This window comes from Bombella favorum (genome assembly GCF_014048475.1).
GTDB lineage: Bacteria > Pseudomonadota > Alphaproteobacteria > Acetobacterales > Acetobacteraceae > Bombella > Bombella favorum.
The window spans coordinates 183,724-201,041 of the sequence record NZ_NWUS01000001.1; the positions used below are offsets into that span (position 1 = coordinate 183,724).

Below are 17,318 nucleotides of genomic sequence, written 5' to 3' on the forward strand. Positions count from 1 at the left end.
CTGGGGCATAGGGATCACGAGTCCTGCATAACGGGCCTGAAATGGTATGATACCGGAATGTTTTCTTTCATGACGGTTCAGGGGGGATTTGTAAATTATTTGGATAGGAGTTTTCTGCCTTTAGAGATGGAAATGAAGAAGGCAGGCACTGCCGATACCCGCTAGAAGGCAGTAAATGCCAAAGCCCGTCAGAGTATTTTTGTTATCATCATGGAAGAAACGTAGCAGGAGGCGGGAACAGATAAGGGCGGTAATTCCAGCTACGATGGCCCCAAGAAGGGACTGGCTAATCATGGTGTTAGAAAGGTGGACGTGCCGGAGCTGCCACGCTTCTTTTACCGTAGCAGCCAGAATGATGGGCTGGGCCATGAGCAGGGAGAAACGTGTGGCTGTTAGGTGATCCAGCCCCCGCATCAGACCGCCATTGATGGTAGCACCGGAGCGTGAAAGCCCGGGAAGCAGGGCCAGACATTGCCAGAGACCTATGATGAAGGCGTCTTTCCAGCTGAGTTCTTGCGTCGGGTAGGCTGTATGTTGCTCGTAACGAAGGGACCGACGACGCATGATTTCAGTCAGGATCAGGAGCAGCCCGTTGAGCGTTAAAAAGCCTGCCACCATGAAGGGGTTGGCAAAGACATGTCGTAGATGATGCTCGAACAGCCCCCCCATAATGACAGCCGGTATGGTGGCGATAACAAGCAGACTGCACAGGTAGAGTGCCTTGTTATGTGCTTTGGCTGTTCTACGGGGAGAGAAAAGACCTAGAAGAATAGCGGACCAGTCCGACCAGAAGACATTGGCCAGAGCAACCAGCGTTCCCACATGTAACATGGTGAGAAAGGGGAGGAAGGTTGGGCTGTGTTCATCCAGTGACCAATGTAGCAGCCCGGGAAGAAGAACGGCATGACCAAGACTGCTGACAGGGAAAGGTTCCGTAATGCCTTGAACAACGGCAAGAATAATGGCCTGTAAATATGTCATGCGGAACCACGGTCTGTCTTAGGGTGAAGGAACTGGCGGAAAAGGGCGGGCTGGTGCTGGTGAGAAAAGCTTGTATATGATAGCAGCAACATTCTGTTGTTTTTCATGAAATCAGCGTTTCCGATCGGCAGATTAGCAGAGAAGGGCGTGAATTTCGAGGTGTCTATGTGGGCGATCCTTAAAGGACGTGGCGGAGCATTTATTGCCAGTAGCTGTGTTCTTCTAGCCGCTGGTGGGTTTGTTGCCTATGGGCTAGGCTTGCTAGAAGGGCCGGACCGGCACATGACGGGCTACCATGCTATCTTCAGTTCTGCGAATGGTCTGAATGACGGAGCCGATGTTGACCTCGGAGGCGTGACAGTGGGGCGTGTGCGCTCCATCACGCTGAATCCTGAAACTGCCGTTGTAGATGTTCTGTTTGCCGTGCAGGATGACCTAAAACTGCCAGAGGATACAGCTGTTGCCATTGCCGCCCCGACCATTGGCGGGGATAACGCCCTTCAGTTGCTTCCGGGCAAGGCGAAGCGGGTGCTGACAGCTGGGGCAACTATTTTGGATGCGCATCCTTTGCTGTCGCTAGAGCAGCAGATCAGCAACTATATTTTCGGTGCAGGCAAGCTGTAACGAGGTCTATCCCGCCGGGTGGTGATCCCAGCGGGATGGTGGTGATCCCAGCGGGATGTGTTGATTAGTCGTTGGTTGGGTAGGAGGCTAGCAGGCGTCGCTGCTTGAGCCACGAGCGGAGCATTCCGAGGATGCCTGAGCTTTTCCAGCCTTCTTTCTTTTTGGCGGCCCCAATAAGGAATGTCTGCCGATAATGGTAGAACTGGGCCCGATAGGCCTCGAGCAGTGTGGTACGCCGGTCCCAGATATGGATGGCTTCCGAGCCGACACCATTAATCTCGATGATCTGGAAATCTTCCCCACGTTTTAAAGCTTCTGGCGAGGCCATCTTGAGGTCGATCCGCCCAAAATGGAAGTCGGGAATATCCAGCATGATGGCGTTGATACGTTCTGTCAGGGTTGGGGTGATATCAGGTCGACCGTCCCGGAAGATGGACCCCTTGCAGTGATTCCCTGCAAAGACCAGAGATAATGTCTCTCCAGCAGGGAGAATCTCATTCTCACGCCCCTTGATACGGGGCAGGTAAAGCTGTGGTACCTGACGCATACGGGGGTCGGCCATAACAAGTTCCTTTAATGTGGAACGGCCATTGCCAGTCAGGACAGGGGCTTCCTTGTAAGTCAGGGAGGTAATGTGGCCTGATTTTTCATCAGGATGGCGGATATAGAAAATACCAGCTTCCATCGGATAGGTGATGAGCTGCTGTACCATCAGGGCAATACCTGCTGGAAAGAGGGGTAGCACATCATGGAGCATGTCCAGCGATGAGATCAGCCTGACGCCCGTACCGTTGCAGCCAATATCAGGCTTGAGCACGAACGGGAAATCAAGGTTCAGCTCTTTCATGGCTGTTTGCACGTCCTGAACGGCATCAGCACCATTATGAATGATCCGGTATGGGGCAATGGCCTTTTGGGCTGTTGGTCCGGCCATATCAAGAATGGAGCTTTTGCTCTCCCCACAGAGGCCGCCCGTTTCAATACGGGGATTGGCAGCTGTGGAGATGCTGAGGTCACCATGACGCAACCCCATCAGAATCCAGTAGATGACGATGGGGGTATAGAAAATGCTGTCGGGCCAGAACTCAAAGAGGGACAGCGTTTTATGAGGGGCTGAAGGTGCCGTCATGAATTACGTATTCCTGCGTTGTAGATGGCTGATGAAGCGGCCCATTAGGAAAATACACAGGATGAAGCCGATGATCCCTGCCCAGCGCCAGCCGCCCTGATGTGCTAAAAGCCACCCGCCAATATGCAGGGCGAGCAAAAAGAGCAGGCTCGTCCAGACTAAGGTTGCCCCAATGGCTGTTAGGGCAAATGCCAGAAAGGGAGCACGAAAGAAACCGCAGGCCGTATAGAGTGGTAGTCGGCTCCCCGGAACAAAGCGGGAAATAGCAACAACCCCTATGATGTTTCGGGAGAACCATCGTTGAGCCTGTTCCTCGCTGGGAAGGGTGAGGAAACGACGCAGAAACGTCCATCGGCTGCCCGCAAGCCCTAGGGCATAGAGGCCCATATCACCCAGAGCGACCCCAGCATAAAGGCTACCAAGCGCCAGAGGGATGGAAAGCTGGTTCCCTTTGGCTGCGATCGCTGCCAGAACGGTTGCAACATCTTCGAGGATAAATGTACCAAGGATGACAGTGAAGGCTTTCAGCCAAGCAGGCTGAGACGCCATAATAGCACTTATACGGATCACAAATAATACGGTCCTGGCTGTGGTTGGGTGGGAATGTGCCACGAAATGGTCCTGTCTGCAATCGGCGACACCGGATATACAGGGCGCTCCTTGTTGAGATGGAGGGAGATCGGTCATGACGGAAAATGGAATGATGAAGAGACGCAATTTTCTGGTCGCCGCCGCTAGTGGCTTGGCGATGACCGGCTTGCCTAGGCCTGCTTGGGCGGCCGGCCGTGCCGTGGCCGGGCGGTCCTCCGCTAGCTATGCGATGTTTTTGAGCGGTCTGCGGCAGCAGGCACTGACAGCGGGTGTGCCGTCATCCATCGTGGAGCAGTCTTTGGCTCTGGCGCAGGCCCCCAATCAGGATGTCTTGCGGCTGGACCGGCATCAGCCGGAATTCACTCTTACATGGGCGCAGTACCGGGCTCGTGTCATCTCTTCCGCTCGGGAGGGCAAGGGGCAGCAGGCCTATCAGCGGGTGAGGGGCACACTCTCACCTCTGGGGGTACGGTTTGGGTGTGATGATAATGCCATCATGGGCATATGGGGGTTGGAGTCCGGTTTTGGGGAACATCAGGGCCGGTTCAACGTCATAGAGGCATTGGCGACTTTGGCCTTTGATGGCCGTCGGGCTGCTTTTTTCCGCAGCGAGTTGATCAAAGCCATGCAGATTCTGGCACAAGGGGCTATTAGTCCGGCTAATATGTTGGGCAGTTACGCTGGGGCCATGGGGCAGCCCCAATTCATGCCGAGTGCCTATCTGCGTTTTGCTGCAGATGGTGACGGCGATGGTAAATGTAATATCTGGAGCTCCGAAGCGGACGTTTTTGCTTCCATTGCTAATTATCTCGGGCGGTCAGGCTGGCAGCGTGGGGAGCCATGGGGTGAGGAAGTGGCGGTCCCGCTAGGCAATAATGGTAAATTTACCTCTATTGCGGCGACGAGCTCCAAACATGCCCCGGTTCATCCTGTCAGCACGTGGCAGGCTTTGGGTGTAAAGCCCATCCAGTCTTCTGGCTTCCAGGCGCCACAGGCATCGGGTAGTCTCATCCAGCCGGACGGCCCCGGTGGACAGGCCTTCCTTGTTTATCATAATTTCCGTGTCATACGGGCCTATAACCCTTCCGACTATTATGCATTGGCGGTCGGGATTCTGGGCGATAGGATGGCTCGGTAATCTTAGTGTCCGGCGGTATATCGCCGGGAGGCCGGGTATCGCGGTTTTTTTCATAAAGGTTCCGTTCTTGTGGCGGGGCGTGCAGTGCGGGGATTGACGTGCAAACAAGACGTTCTCTCATGGGGGGGGCTGCCGGTTTTTCGGCATTTTCCCTGCTGGCATCATCACGGGTCGGGCAGGCTGCTGGGCTGCACAGGCAGGGGCGCGCCAACCCGGCTGGGCAGGTAAAACCAGTTAATTCGACAGTCGATTCGGCTGTGGGTGATGCCATAACCCCAATGGGCCCCATGCCGACTTCCGCCCGCTGGGCTTATATTCTGGACAGCACGACCGGGACGGCACTGCTCAGCCGCAATGCGGAAGAGCGCATGCCCCCATCATCTCTAACCAAGATGATGACGGCCTACGTCGTCTTTGCCTTTCTGGCATCTGGCCGCATCCGGCTGGAGCAGGAGTTTCCTGTAAGTTCCAAGGCATGGAAGATGGAAGGCTCCCGCATGTTTGTTCCACTGGGCAGTTCTGTCAGTGTGGAAAATTTAATCCGTGGGATGCTCATCCAGTCTGGTAATGATGCCTGTGTGGTACTGGCCGAGGGTATTGCCGGGTCTGAAGAGCGTTTTGTTGCTTTGATGAATGAGGCTGCCCACCGCATCGGCCTGCACAATTCCCACTTCATGAATGTGACTGGCCTGCCCGCCGAAGGGCACTATATGTGTGCGCTGGATGTAGCCATGCTGGCCCAGCATATTATTCGGGACTTCCCGCATTATTACGGTTTCTTCGGGGAGAAGGAGTTTACCTTCAACCATATCCGTCAGGGAAATCGTAATGTCTTGGTGGATAAAGGGCTGGCTGACGGGCTGAAGACCGGCCATACCGATGCGGGCGGTTTTGGTCTGTGTGCCAGTTCCGAGCGGAATGGAAACCGTATTATCGTTGTCATCAACGGGACAGCCTCCACGAATGAACGTGCCCATGAAGGCGAACGATTGATGAGCTGGGCTTTTTCCAGTTTTGAGACGGTTCAGCTTCTGCACAAGGGGCAGGTTGTGGAGCCGAATGCCGCTGTGTGGAATGGTGAACATCGGAGTGTCGGTCTAGCTGTTGCGGATGATGTCAGCCTGACCATTCCTATTGGTTGGTCTTCCAAGGTGCAGATTAGTGTCGATTACCCGTCGCCCATTCCAGCACCGGTGGTAGCTGGGCAGAAGTCTGGTCATGTTTCTGTTGGCCTTCCGGGGCAGCCACGGGTTTATGCGTCACTTTATACGGTATCGCCGGTTGCCGAACTCGGATTTGTGGGGCGGCTCATGGCACGGTTTGGCCATGCCCCGCAGTAAGCCTAACGGAGTGTTCATCACGCTGGAGGGAGGGGAAGGTGGCGGCAAGACTACACAGGTAGCTCGCCTTTCCGAACGGTTGAAGGACGCTGGTTTCTCAGTGTACCAGACACGGGAACCGGGCGGTACGCCAGCTGCGGAAGCCCTACGGAATTTTCTGCTCTTCGGGAAGGATAGTTTCTGCTGGCAGTCTGAGATCATGCTGCACATGGCCGCTAGAGTCGATCATCTTACCAGAGCGATCCGCCCAGCCTTAGCAGAGGGAAAGATCGTTCTCTGCGACCGTTTTCATGATTCCACATGGGCCTATCAGGGTTATGGAATCGGGGAAGGGCAGGCCGAGGTGTTGAACTATATCAGCTCGTTGCGTCAGCTTGTTGGGGGAGAGCCGGACGTAACATTCTGGCTAGACCTGCCTTGCGAATTGGCCCGTCAGCGTATGGCTCAGCGTGGAGGTAAGCTAGACCGGTATGAGGGGCAGCATATGCAGTTCCATCAACGTGTCCGGGCTGGATTTCAGGATATAGCGGAACAGGATCCAGCCCGTATCGTGCGGGTTGATGCCAGTCAGTCTGTAGAGGATGTGCAGGATTGTCTGTACGATCTTGTGCTGCAGCGTCTTGCGGGTAGGACTGCGTGAACGGGAATCCCCCGGAACCTCGTCTGGCCCCCCATGTGTATGGGCATCAGGCAGCGATACAGCAGTTTGAAGAGGCTTGTGCCTCTGGCCGTTTGCATCATGCGTGGTTGATTTCTGGTCCAGCCGGTGTTGGTAAGGCGACACTGGCTTTTCATCTGGCCCGTCGTGTACTGGGTGGCAGCGATTTGAATAGCCCGGTCGGGCGGCGTATTTCTGCTGGCACACATGGCGACCTGCTGACGATCAGCCGTAAACTGGATCCACGGAAAGGGCAGCTGCGAGGAGGGGTCACGATCTCTGATGTTCAGCCTGTTCAGAATTTCTTGCACCATACGGCTACAGAAGGTGGCTGGCGGGTTGTGATTGTGGATGGTCTGGAAACCTTGAACCGGTCTGCGGCCAATGCGCTACTGAAGATTCTTGAGGAGCCACCACCCAAAGCGATATTGTTTCTGACGAGTTCGGCACCGGGCAGGTTGTTGCCAACATTGCGGAGCCGCTGCCGCTCATTGACCTTGTCCGGGCTGAAGGATGAAGAGATGAAGGCCGTTCTGCCAGAATTGCCCGATGATGTCCTACGCCGGGCTCATGGTTCTCCGGGCCGTGCGCTGTTTTTGGCACGGGGTAGGGATAGTGTCTGTGCGCAGCTTGTGGCACGGGCCATGGCAGGGGAAGAGCTGGATCATGAAAGTTGGATGACCATCAGCCAGCTTGCTCGTGAAGCAGACGGTTTTGCGCTATTATGCGATCTGCTAGGCGAAGCACTGGCTGATCAGGCACGGGATGCCGCTTTTGCGGGCGATCTGCCCCGGGCTGCCATCATGGCGGAGCGTACGGCTCGGCTAGGGCAAATTAGGGGGCAGAGTGAACGCTTCAACCTTGACAAGGCAGAGGCTATCCGGGAAGCCCTTGCACTAGCCCGACAGGGGCGGCAGGACTGAATGTGTATTTTGGAAACACTTGGACGACAGGACAGACTATGACACGGCGTTTCACCATCACGACCCCTATTTTCTATGTGAATGGTGCGCCGCATATCGGCCATGCCTACACGTCCATTGCTTGCGATGTGATTGCCCGATTCCATCGGCTGGATGGTAATGACGTATTGTTCGTCAGCGGGACGGATGAGCACGGCCAGAAGGTGGAGCAAAGCGCAAAAGCGCAGAACGTGCCGCCGCAGGAGTTTGCGGATCGAATTTCCCAGAGTTTCCGTCAGATGCAGAAGGACATGGCCGTCCAGACGGATGAGTTCATCCGCACGACGGAAGTTCGGCATAAGAAGGCGGCCCAGACGCTTTGGGAAAAGGTTGCCGAGAGCGGCCATATCTATCTTGATGCTTATGAAGGCTGGTACTCCACACGTGATGAGATGTTCGTCGGTGAGGATGAAATTACCACACATCCAGATGGCAGCCGGACAGCGCCTTCCGGTGCGCCGCTGGAATGGGTGCGGGAGCCTTCCTACTTCTTCCGTCTTTCCAAGTTTCAGGACAGGCTTTTAAAGCTGTATGAGGAAAACCCCGACTTTATCGGCCCTCATGGTCCGAAACGGGAAATCGTCAGCTTCGTGAAGCAAGGGTTGCGCGACCTCTCCATCAGCCGGACCAGCTTCCGCTGGGGCGTAGAGGTGCCGGGTGATCCGGACCATGTCATGTATGTGTGGTTCGATGCGCTGGCAAATTATCTGACAGCTGTTGGCTATCCGGATATGCAGGACCCTCGGCATGTGCATTGGCCTGCTGATGTGCATGTGGTGGGCAAGGAGATCATCCGCTTCCATTGCATCTATTGGCCGGCCTTCCTGATGGCGGCTGGCCTGCCCTTGCCGAAGCGGGTTTTTGCTCATGGCTGGTGGACAGTCGAAGGCGAGAAGATGAGCAAGTCTCTCGGTAATGTGCTGGACCCCAAGGCTCTGGCCGATGAATTCGGTCTGGATCAGCTGCGCTTCTTCCTGATGCGGGAAGTGCCCTTCGGCGGTGATTCCAACTTCAGCCGGCGTTCTCTCATCACCCGTATGAATGTCGAGCTGGCTAACGATCTCGGTAATCTTGCACAGCGGACGCTCAGTCAGGTAGCCCGTAATCTTGGAGGTGTTTTGCCGGAACGTGGCACGTTGACCGAAGATGATGAGAAGATTCTGGCTCAAGCAACGTTGCTACCCGATCTGACCCGTCGTCATATCGAGCGGTTGGCTATTAGTGATGCGTTGGAAGACATCTGGAAGCTCATCCGGGAGGCTAACGCTTATATTGACCGTCAGGCTCCGTGGGTCCTGAAAAAAGAGAACCCGGCTCGTATGGCCGATGTTCTGCGTGTTCTGGTGGATGTGATCCGTACCGTGGCTACGCTGCTCCAGCCCTACATGCCGGATACAATGGAGAAGATGTTGGATCAGCTCGGTGTGGAGACGGGGGAGCGTCATATCGCCGCTTTGGAAACATTGCTTCCCGGTGGCCGCACCCTGCCTAAGCCGCAGGGTTTGTTCCCTCGCTTCGTGGAGGAAGAAAAACAGGCATGAAGGGGCTGATCGACACACATTGCCATCTGGACAGGTTGGAAGACCTACCCGCCGGGCTGGACTTTGCTCGGCAGGCTGGTCTAGCTGGTATGATCACCATTGGTACACGTTGGTCGGAACGGGCAAAGCAGAAAGCTTTGACAGAGCATGATAGCCCGGACCTGCGCATTTGGTGTGCACTGGGCACGCACCCTGACCACGCCCATGAAGAAACCTTACCCAGCCTTGATGACATGCTAGCCGAGCTTGAATCTCCCCGTGTGGCCGCCATCGGTGAATCGGGTCTCGATTATTTTCATGGCACGGACGAGGTAAAACCGGCCCAGCATGCGTCCTTTCGCCGTCATATTGAGGCCGCCCGTGTAACAGGCCTGCCATTGGTCATCCATACGAGGCAGGCGGATGATGACACTATCGCCATCTTGCGGGATGAGCACGAGAAGGGAGCCTTTCCTTTCTTGATTCACTGTTTTGCTTCTGGCCCCAGGCTGGCAGAGGCCGCGTTGGAACTAGGCGGTTATTTGAGTTTCTCTGGGCTTCTGACCTTTAAGAAGTGTGAGGAAATCCGTGACGTGGCCCGTCATGCACCTGAGGATCGTATTCTGGTGGAGACGGACAGTCCGTTCTTGGCCCCCGTGCCCAAAAGGGGCAAGCCGAATACGCCCGGTTATGTCGTTCACACGGCGGCCCGTCTGGCTGAGGAGCGTGGCCTGACGGAGAAGCAGCTGGTGGAGGTAACGCAGGCCAATACACGGCGTCTTTTCACAAGGATAGCTGTATGAAAATCACGATTCTCGGTTGTGGTGGCTCCGCTGGTGTCCCCATGATCGGGGGGCAGGAAGGAGCAGAGACGGGCATCTGGGGGGTATGCGACCCCACAGATCGGCGTAACTATCGTCTGCGCTCTTCCATCGTGATTGAACATGAGGGTTTCCGTCTTTTAGTCGATAGTGGACCTGACCTGCGGCAGCAGATGCTGACGAATGGGCTGACCCATATTGATGCCGTGTTCTATACGCACGCTCATAGCGACCATATCGCTGGGCTTGATGAGCTGCGGGCTATCAACCGTGTGATTGGTCGTCCGCTGCCACTTCTGGCCAGTGCGGATGTTCTGGTGGAATTGCGGCAACGCTTCGACTATGCCTTCCGCCCTTGGGAAGGGGGAACGTTTTACCGACCTTCTTTCGATGTGCAAGAAGTCCCGAATTGCGGGCCAATAAAAATCGGCCCGTTAGAAGGACATGTCTTCCCGCAGAAGCACGGCTGGACCACGAGCCTCGGCTTACGTTTTGGCCCGTTTGCTTATTGCACAGATGTGGAAAGCTTCCCTGAGGCGTCAGAGGTCCTTCTGCAGAAAGTGCCTCTTTGGGTTGTGGGGTGTTTCCAGCGGGAGGCTCACCCGTCCCATGGCTGGCTTGGGCGTGTTATGGAATGGCGGGAACGGTTCCAGCCAGAGCGTACTATTCTGACCCACATGGGGCCGGACATGGACTACGGCGCACTGTGCAACGACTTGCCCGCAGATGTCCGGCCTGCGTGGGACGGGATGGTGTTGACGGCCTAGAAGGGGAATATTTCTAGGCGACGTTCTGCCAGATCGTTGTCTGTTCTGCCGGCTCCAGGCGAATGCATAGCAGTCCCTGAACCCAGTTAGGTATAGGCGGGAGAGTCAAAAGGGCTGTTCTCGCCTGATTGTCCTGTTTGGAGGAGGAAGCAAGGGCGGGGGGGATCGGCAAGGACCATTCCTGCGCTCCCACGAAAAGGATCAATTCCCTGACGGACTGATCACACAGCCCCGGGGCTGTCATATCTAGACAGATATGCGGCGTTTCAGCAGGTAGGACAAAATTGAACCACCCCCCGTTCTGACGTTGGCAGGGAACGGCATTACCAGAAGGGGTAGTAAGGCGCAGCTCAGTTCTGACGGCCGGAGGCATCCAGTAACGAGCGGTGCTGCCAGCCCGCATATCTTCGTAACGGGATGGATCTTCCAGAGTGATGTCTGTCAACGGTACCATCATGGCCACTTCAATTCCAAAAATACGAATTACGGGGCCAGTCTAGGGATAGAGTCTGTAGAAAACATGAATGGAGGGAATAATTTCTGACTGTCTTCAGTAAATTTTATGAATGAGAGTTCAGCTTACTGGCGCAGATTCACATAAAAAAGGTGGGAGTGTATCGCCAACGCTCCCACCTTTCTAAGAACAAATCGCAGATAGTGACGATGCCTTATTCTGGCGGGTAAATCTGCGGATATGTCACCTTTTCAGAAGGGCCGGGCGGTTTGGGGCTGCCAGGCCGCCCGCAAGCACTTAGCCCTAGTAGAAAAACACCCCCCATGAGAGCTACCATGACCCTTGTCATGATGGATGGCTTAAGAAAAAGCATGGTCATTTCTCCGTTGCGGGCTGGGTGAGACGGTCCAGCCATGCCGTGGCCTGTGCCTTAACATTGGCCGGAGCTGTGCCGCCGTGGCTAGTGCGGGAAGCAAGGGAGGATTCTACAGTCAGCACATCATAGAGGGATTCATTGATGCCGGATTCTACAGCTTGCATCTCCTCAAGGGAGAGGTCAGCCAGATCGCAGCCTTTCTGCTCTGCCAGGCTGACAAGCCGCCCTGTAACATGATGGGCCGTACGGAAGGGCAGGCGCAGTTCCCGCACCAGCCAGTCGGCAAGGTCTGTGGCGGTGGAGAAACCGGCCCCAGCCAGCTCCCGCATACGCTCCTTATTGGGTTTCAGGTCCCGGATCATCCCTTCCATAGCGGCCAGAGACAGGGTGATGGCTGTTGTGGCGTCAAAGACGGGTTCTTTGTCTTCCTGCGTGTCTTTCGCATAAGCCAGCGGCAGACCCTTCATGACCGTCAGCAGCCCGATGAGGTCGCCGGTGATGCGGCCAACCTTGGCGCGGACTAGTTCGGCAGCATCTGGGTTGCGCTTCTGCGGCATGATGGAGGAGCCGGTGGTAAAGGCATCGGAAAGATGCACGAAGTTGAAGGCCGCAGATGCCCACTGCACGATCTCTTCAGAAAGGCGGGAGAGATGCATGGCCTCCATGGAGAGGACAGATAGATACTCCAGCGCAAAATCACGGTCAGAGACGGCATCCAGTGAGTTCGATGTCGGGCGATCGAAGCCGAGTGCCTGAGCCGTCATATCCCGGTCGATGGGGAAGGACGTACCAGCAAGGGCGGCAGAGCCAAGCGGGCATTCGTTCATCCGGCGGCGGGCATCACGCAGGCGGGACGCATCCCGGGCGAGCATTTCCACATAGGCCAGCAGATGATGGCCGAAGGTAACAGGCTGGGCCACCTGAAGGTGAGTAAAGCCCGGCATGGGCGTATCGTGATAGTCCAGCGCACGGCGGGCCAGGGTCCGCATTAGGGCTTCGGTTTGCTCTACGATGCCATCAATGGAATCACGAACCCAGAGACGGAAGTCGGTGGCGATCTGGTCATTGCGGGAGCGGGCTGTGTGCAGGCGTTTTCCAGCTTCGCCGATCCGCTCGGACAGGCGGGATTCGATATTCATGTGAATATCTTCCAGTGCTGGGGAGAAGGCGAAACGGCCTTCTTCAATTTCTTTGGCAATATCTGCCAGACCCTGCTGGATTTCAGCTTCTTCTTGTTCTGTCAGCAGGCCAACCTTCCGGAGCATGGCGGCATGAGCGAGGGAGCCCCGGATATCCTGCCGCCAGAGAATCTGGTCGAACCCGATGGAAGCGTTGATCTCTTCCATGATGGCTGCCGGACCGCTGGCAAAACGGCCACCCCATTGCGGGTTGGCGGCTTCAGTCTTGGCGGGCTGGTTTGCAGGGGAGGCGTTGCTGGTATTATTGTGTGTCATGAGGACCGATATGATCAGAAACTGGAAAAAGATTCGTACGTGCGCCGTTCTGGCGGGCTGGCTAAGTGTAGCCGCTGCAGGCTTGTGGCACAATTCTGCACAGGCGGAGGCTTTACAGAGTCTTCAGGAGTTAGAGCCGGAACCAGCCTTGTCGGCCCCTGTTATGCTACCCGTAGCGGGGGTAGGGAGAACAAAGGCAACACTGCCCCTGCGAGCAGGCAAGCCGTATATGCTGCATCTTTGGGCCACATGGTGTATGCCCTGCCGGGAAGAGCTGCCCAAGCTAGCGGCATTTCTTGATAAGAACCCTGATATACCTGTCGTTCCTGTTGCGTTGGATAGTGGGGTGCCTGAAAAAGTGCAAGCGGCATTGCCTCGCCTTCATGCTGAAGGTCTCCCCGTCTGGACAGCGGACCGCCAGAATGTGGAGCCGTTTCTGAAGAGCCTTTCAGAACCGGGGCTGCCCATGACACTGCTCATCGATGCGCATGGGCAGGTCCGTTCCATTTCCGATGGCGGTGTGGATTGGCAAGAGATTGGTGCGGCCGGTACGGTCCGTTCTCTTCTTCAGCAGGTGGAATAGGGGGCTGCCATGATGAGCCAGCAGAATGAGACGGGGCCCCTTTTGGATGAGGGGGAAGCGCATCCTTATCATGTACATCACGGGAAAGAGGATAGCCCCTTTGTCATGATCAGCGATCATGCTGGCCGGATGGTGCCGGAGAGGCTGGGTGATTTGGGCCTGCCACCGGATGAATGGGACCGGCATATCGCTTATGACATCGGTATTCGGGAGGTGGGGAGGCACCTTCAGCAGGCTCTGGACTGCCTACTTGTGGAACAGGTTTATTCCCGTCTTGTGATCGACTGTAATCGGGCTGCAGGGCATCCAACTTCCATCCCGCCCATCAGTGATGGTGCGCCGGTGCGGGGTAATCAGGGCCTTTCAGCAGCGGAGAGGCAGCAGCGGGAAGAGGCCATTCTTCATGTCTATCATGATGAGATAGAACGTCATCTGAGCCGGAGGAATCTGGACGAGACTTTGTTCGTGTCTCTGCATAGCTTTACGCCTGCCATGCAGGATGGACAGGCACGCCCATGGCATATCGGCCTTCTGCATGACCATGACCCTCATTCAGCCCGACTGATGAAGGAACTTTTGGAAGGCGAAGGTAATCTTTGTGTAGGGGACAATCAGCCTTACGTCCTGAATACCCAAAACGAATATAGCGTACCGTATCATGCCGGACGGCGGAATCTACCGGCTCTTGAGATCGAGATAAGGCAGGACCTCATTAGTGATGAGGCAGGGCAGCGTCTCTGGGCGGAGCGTCTGGCCCGTTTATTGCCCTGCCTCTGGGAAAGACGGAAGGACATGGCGTGACGATAGATGGAAAAACCAGATTGGCTGGTGTCATTGGCTGGCCAGTTGAACATTCCCGTTCTCCTTTGCTCCATAACCACTGGTGCCGGGTGCATCAGGTCAATGGGGCTTATGTTCCTTTGCCAGTCGCACCGGGGCGGTTGGAAGCAGCTTTGAGGGGGCTAGCCGCAGCGGGCTTCCGAGGGGTGAATGTTACGATTCCGCATAAGGAGGAGGCTTTCCGCCTCTGTGATGAGCTGACAGAAACGGCTCGCCGGGCCGGAGCCGCTAATACGTTGCGTTTTGTAGAAGGACGGATCATCGGTGACTGCACGGATGGGACTGGCTTCTGTGATAATCTTGCGGCGCATGACGTTAGGTTAGAAGGACAAGCCCTTGTTCTTGGTGCGGGTGGAGCTGCCCGGGCTGTGGCTGCTGCCTTGCAGGATCGGGGTTGTGAGGTCTTCATTGCCAATCGCACGGCAGCTCGGGCCGAGGCTCTTGTACAGGCTCTGGGAGCCGGAACGGTTCTGGACTGGGCAGAATGGCCTGACCGACTGGGAGAGATGAGCCTTCTCGTTAATGCGACATCGCTCGGTATGGGCGGCCGTGAGGATATGGACTGGGCCACCCTGTTGCAGGCGGGGCAGGCAGGGCTGAGCGTGGCGGACATCGTCTATACCCCACGACAGACACCTCTGCTGAAGGCAGCGCAGAAGCATGGATTTCGCACCGTGGACGGGTTGGGGATGCTGATCTGCCAGGCACGGGCTGGGTTTCAGGCATGGTTTGGTGTGCTGCCGGAGGCTGATGAAGCTAGTTTTGACCTTCTGGCGCAGGACCTCGCCTAACATGGTCTTTCCTAAGATGGTGATGAGCGGGGCCTGTTTGTGAAGGTTCTGGGGCTGACGGGCGGCATGGCGGCGGGAAAGAGTACGGTGGCTTCTCTTTTTCGTAAGGCCGGTGTGCCGGTTTTCGATGCGGATGCTTGTGTCCGCCAGCTTCAGGCGCCTCACGGGCGGTCTATCCCGGCTTTGCAGAAAGCATTCCCCGGCATCGTGCGTCATGGCGTGTTGGATAGAGCAGCGCTGCGCCGCCTGATTGCTGCGGATTCAACCGTTCTCCCTCGGTTGGAAGCCATTATTCATCCGCTCGTTCGGCAAGAAAGACGGTTTTTTTTGAAACGCTGCCGGTCCCGTCAGGTGCCATTGTGTGTTTTGGATATTCCCCTTTTGTGGGAGACAGGAGCGGACCGAGATTGCACGTTGATTATGGTGGCGATAGCCCCGCTGTCTGTCCGTCTGTCCCGAATCCGGCAGCGATATAAAAGGGGCGGCCTGATGAGCGAGGCTGATGCAAAGGCCCTACTAGCCCGGCAGATGCCGGACCGAGAAAGGCGACGTCGGGCGGATGTCGTGATAAAAACAGGCCTCTCCCGGGCCTATGCGGCCCGCCAGGTGCGTGCTCTTTTGGCTTCCCTGTTGCGTGAAAGATAATGACATGACCCGTTCCATTCTCTTTGATACTGAAACAACAGGATTAGACCCGGATACTGGGGACAGGGTAATCGAGATTGCCGCTCTGGAGTTAGTGAACGACCTACGGACAGAGAACTATTTCCACGTATTAGTGAATCCTGAGCGAGATATTCCTCCTGAGGCGACGAAGGTTCATGGGATCACATTGGCTGATCTTGAAGGGAAACCTCTTTTTGCTGACATTGCCGATGAGTTTTTAGCCTTTATCGGTGACGGGAAAATGATTGCGCATAATGCACCATTCGACTTCAAATTCATCAATGCGGAGTTGAAGCGGGCAGGGCGGGCGCCATTGGATTATGAGAGCCGTGCTATTGATACCGTCATCATGGCTCGCAAGAAGTTTCCCGGCATGCCCGCCAATCTGGATGCTCTCTGTCGCCGTTTCGGGATCGACCTCTCCGAACGAGGTACTCATAATGCCTTGCTAGACTGTCGCCTTCTGGCTGATGTTTATGTGGAGTTGATAGGCGGGCGGCAGCGTGGTCTTGGGTTGAGTGACGATCGGCAGCAGTCTTCTACATCTGGCGGGGTAAGGAAACGCAAAGTCGTGACGGGACGTAAGGCACGCCCTATGCCGCCACCAGATGAGGCTACTCTGGCTCGTCATGCTGAATTTTTGGACAGCCTGTCTGACCCGATCTGGTTGAAGGAGTGAAGAGAGTCCTCTTCATCACAGCGCATCGTCTCGGGGATGCCGTGATTGCCATGGGGGTCTTGGGTGGGTTGATGCAGCGTTATCCACACGCCCGGTTTACTGTCGCCTGTGGCCCAGCTGTGCAGGACTTGTTCCGCTATATGCCGCAATGTGATCACATCATTGTGGTGGAGAAGAAATCTCATAATCGGCACTGGCTGGCTTTATGGTGGCAGGTTGTGAGGTATCGCTGGGAAGCAGTGGTCGATCTACGGTCATCACCTTTGGCTTATGCGGTTTGGAGCCGTGCCCGGCATGTTGTCAGAGGGGGTAGGCAGGCGGGGTTGAAGCTGGAGCAGCAGGCCCGGTCTCTGGGGTTCGAACAGCCCTGCCGTCCGTATGTCTGGCTAGGGCAGGCGGAGCAGGAGGAAGCGGCACGTCTTTTGCCTGGTGATACCCGTTGGGTGGCTTTAGCCCCGACAGCGGGAACAGAAACGAAAATATGGCCAGCTGCAGCCTTTGCGGCTCTTGTCGAGCGGCTGAAGATGCGTGGATTGCGCCCAGTCTTGTTCTATGGACCGGGTGAGCGTGAAGATAGGCTGGCTGCTCCTGCACGGGCGGCAATGCCAGACGCTCTGGACATGGGAGGGAGATACACAGTGGCGCAGGTGGCTGCTCTGCTGGCCCGATGCTCCCTGTTTGTGGGGAGTGATTCGGGGCTGATGCACCTGTCTGCGGCATTGGATGTGCCAACAGTGGGGCTATTTGGTCCTAGCCATGCGGCACAATATAGCCCGTCGGGCCGCTGGGTTGAGGTGGTCGAGGCTCCCGGTCCATCGGGAGAGGGGGACATGACACGTCTGTGTGCAGAAGACGTTAATAGGGTCGCTATGGCCCTTTATGAACGTTCCAGAGAGCGGTAAGAACCATTTACCACTGTGATAAAACGATGGCAGATTTTTCAG

Annotated in this window: 19 protein-coding genes; 14 read left to right on the forward strand and 5 right to left on the reverse strand. The window is 56.1% G+C overall.

Annotation, left to right across the window (positions count from 1 at the left end):
• Positions 1–120: 120 nt before the first annotated feature.
• Complete coding sequence (locus CPA57_RS00905) at positions 121–981, reverse strand: undecaprenyl-diphosphate phosphatase (protein ID WP_182080686.1); 861 nt, start codon at positions 979–981, stop codon at positions 121–123.
• A 105-nt stretch (positions 982–1,086) separates the two neighbouring features.
• Here CPA57_RS00905 and CPA57_RS00910 point away from each other — a divergent pair, with 105 nt between their 5' ends.
• Complete coding sequence (locus tag CPA57_RS00910; RefSeq protein ID WP_229709153.1) at positions 1,087–1,605, forward strand: MlaD family protein; 519 nt, start codon at positions 1,087–1,089, stop codon at positions 1,603–1,605.
• Positions 1,606–1,669: 64 nt separating this feature from the next.
• On the opposite strand, the gene CPA57_RS00915 is transcribed toward CPA57_RS00910, so the two are convergent.
• Together CPA57_RS00915 and CPA57_RS00920 are read right to left on the reverse strand one after the other, a co-directional pair.
• Positions 1,670–2,734: a D-alanine--D-alanine ligase gene (locus CPA57_RS00915; protein ID WP_182080688.1), complete on the reverse strand. Its 1,065-nt coding sequence runs from the start codon at positions 2,732–2,734 to the stop codon at positions 1,670–1,672.
• Between the two features lie 3 nt (positions 2,735–2,737).
• On the reverse strand, positions 2,738–3,283 hold the full coding sequence (locus tag CPA57_RS00920; protein ID WP_182080690.1) for a DedA family protein: 546 nt from the start codon (positions 3,281–3,283) through the stop codon (positions 2,738–2,740).
• Between the two features lie 154 nt (positions 3,284–3,437).
• Here CPA57_RS00920 and CPA57_RS00925 point away from each other — a divergent pair, with 154 nt between their 5' ends.
• The 7 genes from CPA57_RS00925 to CPA57_RS00955 all read left to right on the forward strand — a co-directional run bounded on the left by CPA57_RS00925 (position 3,438) and on the right by CPA57_RS00955 (position 10,531).
• On the forward strand, positions 3,438–4,463 hold the full coding sequence (locus CPA57_RS00925; RefSeq protein ID WP_182081746.1) for a lytic murein transglycosylase: 1,026 nt from the start codon (positions 3,438–3,440) through the stop codon (positions 4,461–4,463).
• 119 nt (positions 4,464–4,582) lie between these two features.
• Positions 4,583–5,803: a D-alanyl-D-alanine carboxypeptidase family protein gene (locus CPA57_RS00930; RefSeq protein ID WP_182081747.1), complete on the forward strand. Its 1,221-nt coding sequence runs from the start codon at positions 4,583–4,585 to the stop codon at positions 5,801–5,803.
• Complete coding sequence (gene tmk / locus CPA57_RS00935) at positions 5,790–6,443, forward strand: dTMP kinase (RefSeq protein ID WP_182080692.1); 654 nt, start codon at positions 5,790–5,792, stop codon at positions 6,441–6,443. The genes CPA57_RS00930 and tmk overlap by 14 nt, the downstream gene beginning before the upstream one ends.
• The gene (locus tag CPA57_RS00940) at positions 6,440–7,384 is read left to right on the forward strand and encodes a DNA polymerase III subunit delta' (RefSeq protein WP_182080694.1); all 945 of its coding nucleotides are present in this window, start codon (positions 6,440–6,442) and stop codon (positions 7,382–7,384) included. Before tmk ends, CPA57_RS00940 begins: the two co-directional genes overlap by 4 nt.
• Before the next feature lie 2 nt (positions 7,385–7,386).
• A complete protein-coding gene (metG, locus tag CPA57_RS00945) occupies positions 7,387–8,964 on the forward strand; it encodes a methionine--tRNA ligase (protein ID WP_326831327.1) in 1,578 nt (525 codons plus the stop codon).
• Complete coding sequence (locus CPA57_RS00950) at positions 8,961–9,746, forward strand: TatD family hydrolase (RefSeq protein ID WP_182080697.1); 786 nt, start codon at positions 8,961–8,963, stop codon at positions 9,744–9,746. The genes metG and CPA57_RS00950 overlap by 4 nt, the downstream gene beginning before the upstream one ends.
• Positions 9,743–10,531 carry an MBL fold metallo-hydrolase gene (locus CPA57_RS00955; RefSeq protein WP_182080699.1) on the forward strand — a complete coding sequence of 263 codons (789 nt, stop codon included), beginning with the start codon at positions 9,743–9,745 and terminating at the stop codon, positions 10,529–10,531. The genes CPA57_RS00950 and CPA57_RS00955 overlap by 4 nt, the downstream gene beginning before the upstream one ends.
• A gap of 13 nt (positions 10,532–10,544) precedes the next feature.
• On the opposite strand, the gene CPA57_RS00960 is transcribed toward CPA57_RS00955, so the two are convergent.
• Together CPA57_RS00960 and argH are read right to left on the reverse strand one after the other, a co-directional pair.
• Complete coding sequence (locus tag CPA57_RS00960) at positions 10,545–10,988, reverse strand: hypothetical protein (RefSeq protein WP_182080701.1); 444 nt, start codon at positions 10,986–10,988, stop codon at positions 10,545–10,547.
• 372 nt (positions 10,989–11,360) lie between these two features.
• Positions 11,361–12,815, reverse strand: coding sequence for an argininosuccinate lyase (gene argH / locus CPA57_RS00965; protein ID WP_182080703.1), 1,455 nt, complete (start codon positions 12,813–12,815; stop codon positions 11,361–11,363).
• A gap of 10 nt (positions 12,816–12,825) precedes the next feature.
• Between argH and CPA57_RS00970 the strand changes: the two genes are divergently transcribed.
• The 6 genes from CPA57_RS00970 to CPA57_RS00995 are packed head-to-tail and all read left to right on the forward strand — an operon-like array spanning position 12,826 to position 17,276.
• On the forward strand, positions 12,826–13,398 hold the full coding sequence (locus CPA57_RS00970; protein WP_182080705.1) for a TlpA family protein disulfide reductase: 573 nt from the start codon (positions 12,826–12,828) through the stop codon (positions 13,396–13,398).
• Between the two features lie 9 nt (positions 13,399–13,407).
• Positions 13,408–14,199: an N-formylglutamate amidohydrolase gene (locus CPA57_RS00975; RefSeq protein WP_229709158.1), complete on the forward strand. Its 792-nt coding sequence runs from the start codon at positions 13,408–13,410 to the stop codon at positions 14,197–14,199.
• Positions 14,196–15,029: a shikimate dehydrogenase gene (locus tag CPA57_RS00980; protein WP_182080707.1), complete on the forward strand. Its 834-nt coding sequence runs from the start codon at positions 14,196–14,198 to the stop codon at positions 15,027–15,029. Before CPA57_RS00975 ends, CPA57_RS00980 begins: the two co-directional genes overlap by 4 nt.
• Positions 15,030–15,068: 39 nt before the next feature.
• Positions 15,069–15,674, forward strand: coding sequence for a dephospho-CoA kinase (gene coaE, locus CPA57_RS00985; protein WP_182080709.1), 606 nt, complete (start codon positions 15,069–15,071; stop codon positions 15,672–15,674).
• A gap of 4 nt (positions 15,675–15,678) precedes the next feature.
• The gene (gene dnaQ / locus CPA57_RS00990) at positions 15,679–16,374 is read left to right on the forward strand and encodes a DNA polymerase III subunit epsilon (protein ID WP_182080711.1); all 696 of its coding nucleotides are present in this window, start codon (positions 15,679–15,681) and stop codon (positions 16,372–16,374) included.
• Positions 16,371–17,276, forward strand: coding sequence for a glycosyltransferase family 9 protein (locus CPA57_RS00995; RefSeq protein ID WP_326831328.1), 906 nt, complete (start codon positions 16,371–16,373; stop codon positions 17,274–17,276). The genes dnaQ and CPA57_RS00995 overlap by 4 nt, the downstream gene beginning before the upstream one ends.
• Positions 17,277–17,318: the final 42 nt, after the last annotated feature.

Coding starts and splice junctions, on each gene's coding strand:
- dnaQ (WP_182080711.1), top strand. CDS start 15,679: ATGACCCGTTCCATTCTCTTTGATACTGAAACAACAGGATTAGACCCG.
- argH (WP_182080703.1), bottom strand. CDS start 12,815: ATGACACACAATAATACCAGCAACGCCTCCCCTGCAAACCAGCCCGCC.
- CPA57_RS00950 (WP_182080697.1), top strand. CDS start 8,961: ATGAAGGGGCTGATCGACACACATTGCCATCTGGACAGGTTGGAAGAC.
- CPA57_RS00955 (WP_182080699.1), top strand. CDS start 9,743: ATGAAAATCACGATTCTCGGTTGTGGTGGCTCCGCTGGTGTCCCCATG.
- CPA57_RS00975 (WP_229709158.1), top strand. CDS start 13,408: ATGATGAGCCAGCAGAATGAGACGGGGCCCCTTTTGGATGAGGGGGAA.
- CPA57_RS00920 (WP_182080690.1), bottom strand. CDS start 3,283: ATGGCGTCTCAGCCTGCTTGGCTGAAAGCCTTCACTGTCATCCTTGGT.
- CPA57_RS00910 (WP_229709153.1), top strand. CDS start 1,087: ATGAAATCAGCGTTTCCGATCGGCAGATTAGCAGAGAAGGGCGTGAAT.
- CPA57_RS00915 (WP_182080688.1), bottom strand. CDS start 2,734: ATGACGGCACCTTCAGCCCCTCATAAAACGCTGTCCCTCTTTGAGTTC.
- CPA57_RS00925 (WP_182081746.1), top strand. CDS start 3,438: ATGAAGAGACGCAATTTTCTGGTCGCCGCCGCTAGTGGCTTGGCGATG.
- CPA57_RS00970 (WP_182080705.1), top strand. CDS start 12,826: ATGATCAGAAACTGGAAAAAGATTCGTACGTGCGCCGTTCTGGCGGGC.
- tmk (WP_182080692.1), top strand. CDS start 5,790: ATGCCCCGCAGTAAGCCTAACGGAGTGTTCATCACGCTGGAGGGAGGG.
- CPA57_RS00930 (WP_182081747.1), top strand. CDS start 4,583: ATGGGGGGGGCTGCCGGTTTTTCGGCATTTTCCCTGCTGGCATCATCA.
- CPA57_RS00960 (WP_182080701.1), bottom strand. CDS start 10,988: ATGATGGTACCGTTGACAGACATCACTCTGGAAGATCCATCCCGTTAC.
- CPA57_RS00905 (WP_182080686.1), bottom strand. CDS start 981: ATGACATATTTACAGGCCATTATTCTTGCCGTTGTTCAAGGCATTACG.